The organism is Ignavibacteria bacterium (genome assembly GCA_041649015.1).
Lineage (GTDB): Bacteria > Bacteroidota > Ignavibacteria > Tepidaquicellales > Tepidaquicellaceae > CAIKZJ01.
In genome coordinates this window covers 35,297-48,869 of sequence record JBAZNU010000005.1, presented here as the reverse complement: position 1 = coordinate 48,869, position 13,573 = coordinate 35,297, and the positions used below count along the sequence as shown (strand labels likewise).

13 protein-coding genes are annotated in these 13,573 nt (G+C 38.2%); 2 read left to right on the top strand and 11 right to left on the bottom strand.

The genetic code is table 11. From position 1 onward, the window contains the following. Nucleotides 1-4 precede the first annotated feature (4 nt). The 11 genes from WC644_09470 to WC644_09420 form a co-directional block, all read right to left on the bottom strand. Nucleotides 5-589 carry an SIS domain-containing protein gene (locus WC644_09470; protein ID MFA5012164.1) on the bottom strand — a complete coding sequence of 195 codons (585 nt, stop codon included), beginning with the start codon at nt 587-589 and terminating at the stop codon, nt 5-7. A gap of 1 nt (nt 590) precedes the next feature. Next, entirely contained in the window at nt 591-1,868 is a 1,278-nt protein-coding gene (locus WC644_09465; protein MFA5012163.1) for a glycosyltransferase N-terminal domain-containing protein, read from the bottom strand. Nucleotides 1,869-1,882: 14 nt separating this feature from the next. Continuing rightward, on the bottom strand, nt 1,883-2,440 hold the full coding sequence (frr, locus tag WC644_09460; GenBank protein MFA5012162.1) for a ribosome recycling factor: 558 nt from the start codon (nt 2,438-2,440) through the stop codon (nt 1,883-1,885). 13 nt (nt 2,441-2,453) lie between these two features. Continuing rightward, complete coding sequence (pyrH, locus tag WC644_09455) at nt 2,454-3,164, bottom strand: UMP kinase (GenBank protein ID MFA5012161.1); 711 nt, start codon at nt 3,162-3,164, stop codon at nt 2,454-2,456. A 19-nt stretch (nt 3,165-3,183) separates the two neighbouring features. Next, on the bottom strand, nt 3,184-4,035 hold the full coding sequence (tsf, locus tag WC644_09450; protein ID MFA5012160.1) for a translation elongation factor Ts: 852 nt from the start codon (nt 4,033-4,035) through the stop codon (nt 3,184-3,186). A gap of 58 nt (nt 4,036-4,093) precedes the next feature. Beyond that, entirely contained in the window at nt 4,094-4,834 is a 741-nt protein-coding gene (gene rpsB / locus WC644_09445; protein ID MFA5012159.1) for a 30S ribosomal protein S2, read from the bottom strand. 209 nt (nt 4,835-5,043) lie between these two features. Beyond that, nucleotides 5,044-5,436, bottom strand: coding sequence for a 30S ribosomal protein S9 (rpsI, locus tag WC644_09440; GenBank protein ID MFA5012158.1), 393 nt, complete (start codon nt 5,434-5,436; stop codon nt 5,044-5,046). Between the two features lie 27 nt (nt 5,437-5,463). Further along, complete coding sequence (rplM, locus tag WC644_09435; protein ID MFA5012157.1) at nt 5,464-5,919, bottom strand: 50S ribosomal protein L13; 456 nt, start codon at nt 5,917-5,919, stop codon at nt 5,464-5,466. 131 nt (nt 5,920-6,050) lie between these two features. Next, nucleotides 6,051-7,247 carry an ornithine--oxo-acid transaminase gene (gene rocD, locus WC644_09430; GenBank protein MFA5012156.1) on the bottom strand — a complete coding sequence of 399 codons (1,197 nt, stop codon included), beginning with the start codon at nt 7,245-7,247 and terminating at the stop codon, nt 6,051-6,053. Nucleotides 7,248-7,462: 215 nt separating this feature from the next. Then, entirely contained in the window at nt 7,463-8,740 is a 1,278-nt protein-coding gene (locus WC644_09425) for a T9SS type A sorting domain-containing protein (GenBank protein MFA5012155.1), read from the bottom strand. Between the two features lie 485 nt (nt 8,741-9,225). Then, on the bottom strand, nt 9,226-11,067 hold the full coding sequence (locus WC644_09420) for a T9SS type A sorting domain-containing protein (protein ID MFA5012154.1): 1,842 nt from the start codon (nt 11,065-11,067) through the stop codon (nt 9,226-9,228). Between the two features lie 628 nt (nt 11,068-11,695). On the opposite strand from WC644_09420, the gene wecB reads away from it, so the two are divergent. Next, entirely contained in the window at nt 11,696-12,847 is a 1,152-nt protein-coding gene (wecB, locus tag WC644_09415; GenBank protein ID MFA5012153.1) for a UDP-N-acetylglucosamine 2-epimerase (non-hydrolyzing), read from the top strand. Nucleotides 12,848-12,849: 2 nt separating this feature from the next. Continuing rightward, a complete protein-coding gene (nth, locus tag WC644_09410) occupies nt 12,850-13,572 on the top strand; it encodes an endonuclease III (GenBank protein MFA5012152.1) in 723 nt (240 codons plus the stop codon). Nucleotide 13,573 lies beyond the last annotated feature (1 nt).

The following is a 13,573-nucleotide window of genomic DNA, read 5'->3' as shown; positions in this document are numbered from 1 at the left end:
AAATCTAACCGTAAAGTTCTCTTTCAGTTATCTCGCAGAGTATATGACCTATAGTGATGTGTGATTCCTGAATTCTTTGAACATTATTCGAAGGAACTATTACAGATAAATCACATTCATCTTTAAGTCTTCCACCTCCGCTTCCAAGCAGGCAAATAGTCTTTATCCCCATTGATTTTGAAATCTGTACCGCTTTAATAATATTCTTTGAATTTCCGCTCGTCGATATTCCTATTAGTACGTCGCCTTCTCTTCCTATACCCTCTATGTTACGGGCAAATATATTCTCAAATCCAATATCGTTTCCGCCGGCGGTAAGGTTTGACGAATCAGTTGACAAAGCAATCGCAGGTATTGCCTTCCTCTTAATATCATGTGAAAGTCTTATCATAAACTCTGTCGCAAGATGCTGTGAATCAGCCGCACTGCCCCCGTTCCCGCATAACATCATCTTGTTCCCGGCTTTTATTGTACTAAGTATCAAATCTGAGGCTTTCATAATTTCATCGTAACAACTCTCTAAAACCTTAAGTTTTATTTCCGAGCTTTCCTTTAATGAGTCCGTTAAAAACTTTTCTCTATCGAACATATTAGTTGATTAAATTTTCAATTATTTTTCTGGTTGTCCCGAGCGTATCACTGAACACGAGCTTGCAAGAATCACTTACCTTTTGATAATATACCTTGTCCGTTAAGAGCTTTCGTATGTCCCTGTAAAATCTGTCCCTCGTGCTTACCAGTATTCCGCAGCCTTTCTCAACAAGTATCTCGTCTTCATCTGAATTCTTAACCTCGTTCGCAAAAAAAACAGGTATGTTAAATATCGCAGGCTCGAGCACATTATGCAATCCCGTTCTGAATCCTCCGCCTACGTAAGCTATATACGCAGCAGAGTAAAGGCTCATAAGCTTTCCAACACTGTCAACTATAACAAGATTTTCACCTGAATAATTTTCTATTTGAGATAATCTTATTGATTTCAGGTTTTCATAATTACTTTTTAGGTTGCTCTCAATCGCAAGTATCTTAGTTTCCTTCGGTTCATGCGGAACGAGCACAGTCAGCAAACTCTCCCCGTATTCTGGCAGTTTATTAATAACTGGCAGAATAATTTCTTCGTCATCTTTCCATGAGCTTCCTATAACAAACACCTTCTTATCTTTGATTACAGAAGTATCTATTACATTTTCAATCTTAATATTCTTCGATGCTTCATAAACTCTCTCGAACTTTGAATCACCCGCCTTTATCACTTTTGTATCATAACCTCTCATCATCCTAAGATAATTTTGATAATCGGATTCGTCTATAACGAACATTTTATCAACCATTCCGTACATTGCTTTCTTAATGGACTTAACAAACTGCAGTTTCCAGAACTTGTCTTTTTCGTCGTATCTTGCATTCGCAATAATGACCTTAATATTATTTATCTTTGCACAATAAAGAAAATTGAACCATAGGTCATACCGCATAAGTATAATCATCTCAGGATTAATAGCATTAATAAACTTCTTAACGTTAAAATATGAATCAAAAGGAATATATGTTTTCTTTACCTCAGGCAGCAAATTTATTGAGTTTTTGTAGCCTGAAGGAGAGAAAAAGGTTGCTATTATTTCGTAACCCTTTTTCTGAAGCTCATCTATAATAGGAATTGCCTGCTGGAACTCGCCGAGCGAGGATGAGTGGAATATAATTCTTTTAGCTGATGAGTCTAACTTCCAGTTTTCAATTTCGCGGAAAATGTATTTCCTGCCTTTGAAACCTTCCCTTATCTTTGGATTGAACAAAGATAGGAACCTGAATCCTGTCCAAATCAAAGGCAGAAAAACAATATTGTAAACGATAAACCAGAATGCGGTCATATCTTCGGAAGATATTAGACTTCCATTATTTCTTTTTCTTTCTTCTGTACTAAAGCGTCAATTTCTTTTATGGAATTATCCGTCAGCTTCTGCACCTCGATTTCACTGTGTTTACGGTCATCCTCGGATATATGTTCCTCTTTTTCTGTTTTCTTTAGCTTTTCTATTTCATCTCTTCTGATGTTTCTGATAGAAACCTTTGCTTCTTCCGCAAGTTTCTTCACATGTTTCACGAGTTCTTTTCTTCTTTCTTCGTTTAACGGAGGAATCGGTATCCTGATTATGGTACCATCGCTCGAGGGGTTCAATCCGAGATTTGCGTTCAGGATTGCCTTCTCGATAATTGGAATAACCGTCTTGTCCCAGGGCTGAATGTTAATTGTATGAAAATCGGGAGTGCTGAGATTACCAACCTGATTTAAAGGTGTAGGAGTACCGTAATAATCAACTCTCACGCCTTCAAGCAGTCCAACGGAAGCCTTGCCTGTTCTAACCTTTACAAACTCAGACGTCAAATGCTCGACAGCTTTTAACATCCTTTCTTTAGTAACTTTTAAAATATCTTTAATCATAAAATATATTAAATTATGAAATTAATGTTCCGATATTCTTCCCGGAAAGTAATGCTTTAAGGTTACCTTTCTTGTTCATGTTGAAAACAAGAATCGGAAGATTGTTCTCTCTGCAAAGAGTAATCGCAGTTAGATCCATCACTCTTAGGTCTTTATCCAGAACTTCACTGTATTTTAATTTCCTGTACATCTTTGCATTTTTGTTCTTTTCGGGGTCAGAATCATAAACACCGTCAACTCTCGTTCCTTTAATTATCACGTCAGCCCTCATCTCAATCGCTCTGAGTGCTGCTGCAGTATCAGTCGTAAAATATGGTTCGCCCGTGCCGGCTGCAAATATTACGACTCTTTTCTTCTCGATATGCCTGATTGCTCTCCTTATGATTAAAGGCTCTGCTATCTCGTCCATTTTTATTGCAGATTGCACGCGTGTATAAATACCTCTTTTTTCAAGTGCATTCTGCAATGCGAGAGAATTAATCAGCGTCGCAAGCATTCCCATAGTGTCTCCTGTAACTCTGTCAACTCCCTGCTGTGAAGCCGAAAGCCCCCTGTAAATATTACCACCGCCGATTACAATCCCGAGCCCTATCTTCATTTTTTGAACATCCGCTACTTCATTCGCGATGTGATCGACTACCTTTGAATCAATGCCAAAACTTTCGGAGCCCATTAAAGATTCTCCCGAAAGTTTCAGCAAAATTCTTTTATACTTTATCGGCATAATGAATTAATTTTATGGTTTATCCTAACTGGAATCTTGCCATTTCTGTCACATCAAGCGGCTCGTCCGTTGCTTTCGAGTAATCCTTCAAAAGGTCGCCTACCGACTTGCTTGAATCCTGAATGAATTCCTGCTCAAGTAGACAGTTTTCCTGAAAGAATTTCTCAAGCCTGTTCATCGTAATCTTCTCTATAATGTTTTCAGGTTTCTTTTCGTTTCTTGCCTGCTGCTGATATATCTCGAGTTCTTTCTCGATAATCTCAGCTGAGACTTCGTCCCTTCTTACGTTAATAGGTGTCATCGCAACAATCTGCATTGCCATTTTTTGGCCTATTTCATTCGCTTCTTCGGTATATTTTCCTTTCATTCCTATAATTGCACCTACTTTGCTGCCGAAGTGAATATACGTAGAAACAAATCCGCCTTCAACAGAGATAAACCTGACTCTTTTCAGTTCAATCTTTTCTCCAACACTTCCCATCATACTGTCAATCGTTTCCTGTACTGTCAGACCGTTATCTCCTTTTACAGAAAGCAGGTGAGCTGCATCATTGCTGCTGCTTGCCAATGCCGTGTTTGCAATTCCCTGTGCGAAATTCTGGAAACCTTCTCCCTTTGAAACAAAATCAGTCTCGCAGTTAACTTCAATGATAACACCTTTTGACTTATCTTCACTAATTTGCGATTTTACTGCACCTTCTTTTGCAATCTTGTCAGCTCTCTTTGTTGCCATTGCGGCACCTTTTTTTCTGAGGTACTCAATCGCTTTTGGGATATCACCGTTTGTTTCTTCAAGAGCTTTCTTGCAATCTGCCATTCCGGCTCCTGATTTTTCTCTTAAATCCTTTATTAATTCAATTGTTACTGCCATATAATTTTAATCCTTCTTTTTGCTTTATCTTGTTTAGATTTCAATTATGGAAAAGCAATTATGCTTTTTCCTGTTTTTCTTTCATCTCTTCAGTCTCGTCTTCTTTTCTCGTCTTAGCTACCTGAACGCCTTCGATTACAGCTTCTGCAAACGCCCTTGTGATAATCTCGATTGATTTCACTGCGTCATCATTCGCTGGAATCGGATAATCGATTAATTCTGGGTCGCAGTTTGTGTCTACAATTGCATAGATAGGGATGTTTAGCTTTCTCGCTTCATCAATAGCAATGTGCTCTTTCTTAATATCGACGAGGAAAAGTGCACCGGGAAGTTTTGTCATTCCTGATATACCGTTAAGCACTTTTTCAAGCTTTTCCTTGTCGCGCATCATAATTAATCTTTCCTTCTTAACGAACTTATCGAGCGTTCCGTCCTTTTCCATCTTCTGAAGTGTAGTAAGCTTCTTGATGCTCTTTCTGACGGTGTTAAAGTTTGTTAGCATACCACCGAGCCATCTTTCGGATACGTAGAAAGATTCGCATCTTTCAGCCTGTTCTTTAATTATTGCCTTTGCTTGCTTTTTGGTCCCTACAAAAAGAACTCTTTTTCCTTCCGCAGAAATTCTCGCTACAGCATTGCAGGCATCATCGATTAGGTCAACGGTTTTCTTCAAATCAATAATATGAATACCGTTTCTTTCCATGAAGATGTATTTTCTCATCTTAGGATTCCATCTTCTTGTAAGGTGTCCGAAATGTGACCCTGCTAATAACAAATCTTCGATTTGTACTCTTGACATGTGTAATTTCTCCTATTAATAAAGCCACGGACATTTTGCGATAAGCTTACGCTTATGTATGAAATGCATCATCCCGGAGGATGAAAAAGTTGGCTTTTGTTAATCTTCTATTCTCATCATTTTTCTTGACACATTCCATTTAATGGAACACGGGTGTTTTGAAATCAGAGAATATGTATTTTTAATTGGTTTATAAAAAATTTAAAATCTTATCTCTTCGAGAACTGGAATCTCTTTCTTGCTTTTGGTCTTCCGTATTTCTTTCTTTCTACCATTCTTGGGTCTCTCGTCATAAAACCGCCTTTTCTCAAGGTTGGCTTTAACTCTTCATTTATCTCTACTAATGATCGAGCAATACCAAGTTTAATCGCATCAATCTGACCTCTGAAACCGCCTCCGTTTACGTTAACTTTTAAGTCGTATGTACCTTCGGTTCCGGTGACAGTAAAAGGCTGCATTATATCCTTTAAGTGACCTTCACTCTTGAGGAATACTATTGCATCCTTGCCGTTAATAGTAACTTTTCCTGTGCCCGATGCAAGATGAACTCTTGCAACTGCAGTCTTTCTTCTTCCTACTTTTATTGGTGTACTTGTAGCCATCAAATAATTAAATTTTCAAATTTCGGTTTAAATGTTTAAAGCAATAGGTTTCTGTGCCGAATGCGGATGTTCACTGCCTTTGTAAACTTTCAGTTTGTGGAAAAGAGCGTCTCCGAGTTTTGTTTTTGGAAGCATTCTTTTCACTGCCAGCTCAATTACCTTTTCGGGAGTCTTGGCAAGCATCTCTTTATATGTTTTGATTTTCTGACCACCTGGATACCTTGAGTGAGTTTTGTAGTCCTTTAATTCTGCTCTTTTGCCCGTTATCTTCACCTTATCGGCATTAATAACTACAACCCAGTCGCCTAAATCAGCATTGGGGGTGTATTGAGGATTGTACTTCCCTCTAATTCTTTTTGCAACTTCACTTGCAAGACGTCCGAGGACTTTACCATCGGCATCAACTACATACCAGTTGTTGGGATTTTCGCCCCTCGTGGCATATTTCGTTATTCTAACAGATTTTCTTATCGTTTCTTTCATCGGTTATTCTATAAAACATGTAAATTAACATTATTTAAAATTAAAGTCAATGAAAACAGTTGGCAGAAATTGTTGTCAGTTATCAGTAACGGGCAACTATCAACCATCAACTGATAACCGACATCTTTCGACTAAACAAGAACCTTTTTCACCTGCTCTACTGCCCAGTCGATTTCCTCTTTCTTTATGACAAGAGGAGGTGCAAATCTGATAACGTTTTCATGGGTTTCTTTGCAGAGTACGCCGAGATTCTTCAGACCTTCGCAGTATTTTCTTGCACCACCGGCTTCCGGTTTAAGTTCAACACCGATAAACAAACCTTTGCCGCGAATTTCTTTCACGTGTTTTGAATTCAGTGCTTTAAGTTTATCCCTGAAATAATCGCCAAGTTCATGCGACTTTTCAATCAATCCTTCTTCTACGAGAACCTTCAGGCTTTCCCTTGCGACTGCACATCCGAGAGGATTTCCCCCGAACGTTGAACCGTGGTCACCAGGTTTAAACACACCGAGAATTTCCCTTGATGAGAGCACTGCTGAAACAGGATAGCATCCGCCAGAAAGAGCTTTGCCGATCGTAACCATATCTGGTTTAATACCGTCGTATTCATAGGCGAAAAGCTTACCGCTTCTGCCAAGTCCCGATTGTATTTCATCGGCAATAAAAAGTATATTATTCTTCTTGCAAAGTTCAAAAGTCTTTTTCAGATAACCGTCAGGAGGTACAATTACTCCGCCCTCACCCTGTATCGGTTCTACGAGGAATGCAACCGTGTTCGGCGTAATTGCTTTTTCAAAATCTTCTGCATTACCGTATTCAACAATCTTGTATCCGGGGGTTAACGGACCGAACCCAAACCTGTACTGGTCTTCAGTTGAAAAACTAATAATTGATATTGTTCTGCCCGAGAAGTTATTCGTACAGGCTATAATCTCAGCCTGATTTTCAGGAACGCCCTTTACAGTATAACCCCATTTCCTCACTGCCTTTAAAGCGGTTTCAACAGCCTCAGCTCCTGAGTTCATTGGAAGAATCATTTCATATCCCGTCATTTCGGAAAGCTCTTTACATAGCAGAGGAAGCTGGTTATTTCTGAAAGCACGTGAAGTTAGTGTTATTTTATCCGCTTGCTCCTTCATAGCATTAACTATTCTTGGATGGCAATGCCCCTGATTCACTGCTGAATAGGCTGCAAGACAATCGAGATATTTATTACCGTCAACGTCCCAAACCCAAACACCCTGACCTTTTTCAATCACAACATCAAGGGGGTGGTAATTATGCGCACCGTACTGCTCTTCAATTTCAATAAATTGTTTTGTGTTCATAAGATTATAATTTAATTATTAATAAAAATACCTATTTATTTTCAAAGGATTTTTTCTGAATAGAATGTAAATATACAAAATATAACTCACAGATTCGAGTGATAATATCTATCATAAACTCTTCCTGCTCTAAGTACATTTCTTTTTTTAAAACAAGTATAAAATAAAAAAGGCGTCCATAATGAACGCCTTTATGAAACCGGAAATTTCTTTTATTATTTTATGAGTGTCATTTTTTTAATATCAGTGAACTGATTCGATTGAATTTTATAGAAATAAACACCGCTTGTCAACTTTGACCCGTTGAAGTCAACAGTATAATTTCCTGCGGATTTAACTTCATTCACGAGTGTACTTACTTCCTTTCCGAGCATATCATATACTTTTAAAGTAACATGACCCTGTTTCGGTAAAGCAAAATTAATTTTTGTCACTGGATTAAACGGGTTCGGAAAATTCTGGCTTAGAGAATAAACAGATGGGACTTCGCTTCCATTCTGCGTGATTCCGACAACACCATTAGCAGCTGTAAAAAATAACGCACCGTAAGCAGCAGAACCGATCTCACCGACGGCTACACCAACGTTAAATCCTTTTAAAGCGACACCGTATAAATTTCTGTTCTCAGCGTTCAGCTGGTCAACAAAAAAGAACCCAAAGTCACTTGAAGTCATTATCTTGCCATTATCACCGCAAACAGTGACTTTCGGACCGTAATAATCAATTGAACGAAGATGCTCGCTTGTGAGATACTGAGTATTGACGGTCCAGGTCTTGCCCCAGTTAGTTGATCGTAGAATGGTACCGTTGTTTCCGCAAATCATAGCTTCAACATCGTTAAGAAAAACTACGTCGTTAAGATAATCATAACGGTTCGTATTTCTTGCAACCCAGTTTGATCCAAAGTTGGTAGTATTCCAGACCTTGCCGTCTGTACCGCAAATAATTCCCCTTCCGTCAAAAGTAAAATTTGGTGAATAAGCAATTGAATGCATTGTGAACGGAATGTCAAACCTCTGTACGAATGAAAAACCTCCGTTGAATGTTTCAAAGAAAGTTCCTGCATACCCCACGAATGACGCATATCCCGGGGCTCCGATTTTAACGCCTATACCACGTATTGTATGGTCGGGTGTACTGAATGGTCTAACGACTTCCCATGTACTTCCGAAGTCAAATGACCTGAGAATGACACCACCCATACCAGCCGCCCAGACTAATCCCGGTGCATGGGGATCAAACTGAACATCGTTCATCCAGATGTCTATATTAGAATAAGTTAAAATCCATTCTTCACCGTTATCCGTTGTTTTTAAGACTGTGCCGCCCTGCCCTACTGCAACACCTATATTTTCGTAAGGAGGATATGCAAAATCAACTCCGAATAATGAATAAGGAACACCTGTCTGATAAAGCGTCCATGGCTGAGCTGAAGTTACTGACGCGAAACCCATAAGCGCCAGTAAAGCGAGTAGTAAGATTTTTGATTTCATTGTTTTTCCCTTTTTTTGAATTAAATAAATATAAATTACTATATTCTTTAATTCCCCCTGTACCTGAAAACCCATTTGCAGATTATTTGAGTCTCCTGCAAAAGCAAAATTATTAATCAGGTGTAACAAATTACTGATTGTATTCATTAATGTCAATATTGAATTAAAAATAATTTTGTTTCAATAATTATCATAAATATATTGGCTCTTTCTGTATCTCAAGTCTTATTTGAGATAAACAATTACCGCGCTTGAATCATACGAGTGAGATGAATATCATTCCCTGAACGCTCTAAGATTAACATAAATAAAAAACAGTTAATGCAAAAATTATTTACCCCCGGAATCAACAATAGCTGACATAAAGAGAACCGAGTATGAAAAGCAGGTATAAGAGGAAATGAGAAACGGATGGAAAAATAAAAGTGAGAGAATAAAAAAGGCGGAATTTTATTCCGCCCTTTTTAGATATTCATTAATAAGAATTATTTAATGAGCATTAGTTTTATTACATTGTTGAATGAACCTGATTCCATTTTACAGAAATATGTTCCGCTGGAAAGATTTGCACCGCTGAAATCAACAATGTAATTCCCTGCGTTTTTGTTTTCATTCACTAATTTTGATACAAGTTTACCGGTCATGTCATATACATTCAGACTTACGTATCCTGTTACGGGTATTGAATAATTTATCTTCGTAGTTGGATTAAATGGATTAGGATAATTTTGTGACAAATTATACTTAACGGGAATTTCGATATTACCGATTCCTGTTAATGTACCCGTGCATCCTGTGTATGCAAACAAACCGACCGATGATGGATATCCCTGCCCAAGAGTGAAGCATGAATCTGAGGCATCGTATCTGTATCCGGCTCTTACTGGTGCGTAATTTGTTGACATCCCGGTCGCAAGGTTAAATGAAGCTACGAATGTACCTGCATTAAATGAACGTGTCCAAAGGGCACCTGTACCACCCACTGTTACCTGATATGCAAACCTGAATGTATTCGGAACTCTTGGAATTGAAACTACATCTGTGTATAAAGTAGAATCAGTCGTTGAACTCACATAACCGCCGGACCATGTTGTGCCATTATTTGAAGTTCTTTGATAATAGGGATCCCAATCGGTCGCTGACCATTGTCTTGTTAAGCCAATCATCATATATTGTGCGCCGCCTGCATCGAGTTGAGTACTCGCTATTCTTGGCTTCAAATTAACTTTCGTCTCTGCAATTTGTGGTGTATTTGTCGGAGCAGTAGTGCCGTAATTTGAAGAATATGACAAGTATAAATTGTTAAATCCTGCTGTACGGTAAAAATTTGAAACAGTTACAATAAAGTCGGTATTCGCCGAGTCTGAATATGCAATATCGTTGTACTGCATCGTTGTATCAGGTACTTCGGTGTAAGACCACGCATAGCTTCCACTGAGACCATTATTCCTGTATGTTAAGGCCGGTGTAACAGCAAACGGATTTGTTATAACTGCAAATTTATCGCGTACTGTATGACCCGAAGCCAGCAACGTATCTTGTGTGCAAATAACGTAAACATATGAGAGGTTTGTATATTTTCCGTTATCGCTCGTTATTCTTGGATAAATGAAACTGTTACCTGCTGCAGCAGTGTAAAGATTACTTGCAAAAAATCCTGAACCAATACTGTTTAATCTAATCAGTACAGAATTGTGCACTCCTGCGTTGGTGTATCCTACAACTGCAAAAACATAGGACGTATCGCCTTTATTTACCGCCTCTATATCAAGTTCATCGTTTCTCCATTTATAAGCTACGGAACTCTGAATCCTGTTTATCAATGTCCAGGTTATTCCTGCGTTTGATGATGTAAAAACTTTTAAAGTATCAGATGCTGAAACAGAAACTGAATATTTTGCAGATACTACATATAACCTGCCTGTGACTCTGTCGGTTGAGGTTGCACATGCCCAGTTAGCATCTAACCCGTTAATGATTGTAAGATTGTAATCTCCTGGTGAAACTGGTTCGTTGCAAACTATGCTTGTTAATCCTGCATTGTTTGTGAGAGGTGCTGATGTTGATTTGCTTTCTGTAACTCTTTCAAGTTCGTTTTGCAGCTGCGTAGCTTTTTCAACATTGCCGTTAATTCTTGCTGCACTGATTTGGGCGGTGATTTCTTCCACCTTCGCTTTATCGTAATTAACCGCTACAGAATGCTGAGGTCCATGCAGAGGTGTGTCATATACGATTTGAGAATTTACTTCTCTTGTGTCTTTCTGTGCGTACGCAATGTACGGCATCAATACTGCCATAAGCAGCAGTAGTAGTAAGTTGTTTTTCATAGCTTTTATTTTTTAGTTAATAAAGATATTGCTCTTACTTAAAATCCTATTACACTACAAAAATCTTTAAATGGCTGAATAACGTATTATATAATTCAAACCAATTAACCAATCCCCCTTATGTTGAATATCAGAACAATAATATTCATTGAAAGTTCCATGATTTTAAATTAAATGACAAGGCAGTGGAAAACTAAAAACCGAAACCGGGAGGGAGAAGTATAGAAGTCGGAATATAAGTGTTAGTAAGAAAATGGGATGTTGAATTTTATGAAAAGAGCCAATGCAAAAGCACCTTGAAAATCCATGAAAAAAGAAAGGTGACCTGCGACGATTGATCGGGTGAGGAAGTGTTGTAGTTAGGTAGTGACAAATTCGTCACTTCAATAAAAGTCATAACTAACCCCTAACTTGCCTCTAACTTACCTTAAGATAGTCTAAAAAAGATTGTTATTTTATAGTGACAAATTTGTCACTTTGTCCCTGTTTGTTCTTTTTGTTTTTTATATAATATTGTGAAGTGACTGAGCAGGTTAGAGATATACATTTTATATGTTTTTCGTTTTATATGCTGTTCGATTTAGCTAAATTTATAGTTTTGTAGTAAAATAAAAATAACGTAAGACAATTGAAATTAATTGAGAGGAGAATGGTGAAGAAAATAATATCGGTGGTGGGAGCAAGACCTAATTTTATGAAGATGGCACCCCTGCATAAGGAGTTAATGAAGCATAAGAAAAGAGTTATTCATAAGATTGTGCATACGGGACAGCATTATGATAAACATCTTTCGGATATATTTTTTAAACAACTTGGACTTCCGAAACCGCATATAAATCTTGGTGTGGGTTCGGGTTCTCATGCAGAGCAGACGGCGGAAACGATGGTGAAGTTTGAGAAGATTGTGATGAATGAAAAACCCGATTTGGTTCTTGTTTACGGTGATGTGAATTCCACTCTTGCAGCCTCAATCGTATGCTCTAAAATTCTTCAGAATGGAAATTCCGTTCCCGTTGCACACGTGGAAGCTGGGCTGCGTAGCTTTGACAGAACGATGCCCGAAGAGATTAACAGGATTGTTACGGACTCGATTTCAAATTATCTGTTTGTTCCTGAAGAAGACGGTATGCTGAACCTGAAGAAAAGCGGAGCTGATTCACGCAGTGTTTTCTTTGTGGGAAATATCATGATTGATTCTTTGACTGGTTATCTTATGGATGCGAAGAAATCAAAGATACATGATGAGCTCTGCCTTACGAAAAAGAATTACGCTCTTGTGACGCTGCACAGACCGTCAAATGTTGACTCGAAGAAAAACTTTATTAAAATACTTAACATCTTAAAGGATATTAACAGATTAAGTCCCGATACTGATGTCGTGTTTCCTGTTCATCCTCGCACACTGAAGATGGTTGAAAAATTCGGGCTTTACGTAAAGCTTGAAGCGATACGCAACCTCGTAATTACACAACCGATAGGATATATTGATTTTCTTGCTCTGATTAATTCTGCAAGGTTTGTTATCACCGATTCGGGTGGAATACAGGAAGAAACTTCTTTCTTGAATATCCCCTGCCTGACGCTGCGAGCAAATACAGAAAGACCTATTACGATTAAGCATGGCTCAAATGTTCTCTGTGGAAGCGACAGTAAGCTCATTCTGAATGAGCTTAAGAAAATATTTTCAGGAAAATTTAAGAGAACAAAAAAACTGAAATATTACGACGGAAAGACGGCAGGTAGAATTGTAAACGTAATTATGAATAAAATACTGAAATAAAATTGCAAGTTAAAAGATTATATAAGGTAATAGACATACTTGAGGAACATTTCGGAGGTAAGAGAAAGGTATCCAAGCCGAAACCGAATCTGATGGACGTTTTAATTGCAACGAAGCTTTCTCAGAATACAACGGATAAAACATCTTACATCGCTTTCAGAAATCTGAAGGATGAGTTCGGCAGTTGGGAGAATGTTATGACGGCTCCCCTTTCAAGAATAAAGAATGCAATAAAGGTTTGCGGACTTGCAAACACGAAGGCAGTGCAGATCAAGGAAATGCTTAAGAACATAATGAATGAGCACGGTAGTCTGACGCTGAACCATTTAAGGAAACTATCAGACGACGAGGTTTATGAAGAACTTTTAAAGCATAAGGGTATAGGTAAGAAGACAGCTTCTTGCTTACTCGCGTTCGGAATGGGGAGAAACGTATTCCCCGTAGATACCCATGTACACAGGGTTTTGAACAGAATTGGTCTTGTTGATACGAAAACTCCCGGGGAAACTTTCGATGCGGCGAAACCAATAGTTCCTGATAAATTAAAAGTAAACTTTCATACTAACCTTATACGGTTCGGAAGGAACGTATGCAGGGCTGTAAGACCTCTTTGTTATGAGTGTATGGTTCATCATCTTTGCAGCTTTAAGCAAAAAAACTTATCCGGAAATTCAGGGCTGAAAGCCGCAGCGAAAAACAATTTTATAATATTAGAGAAAATTTGAT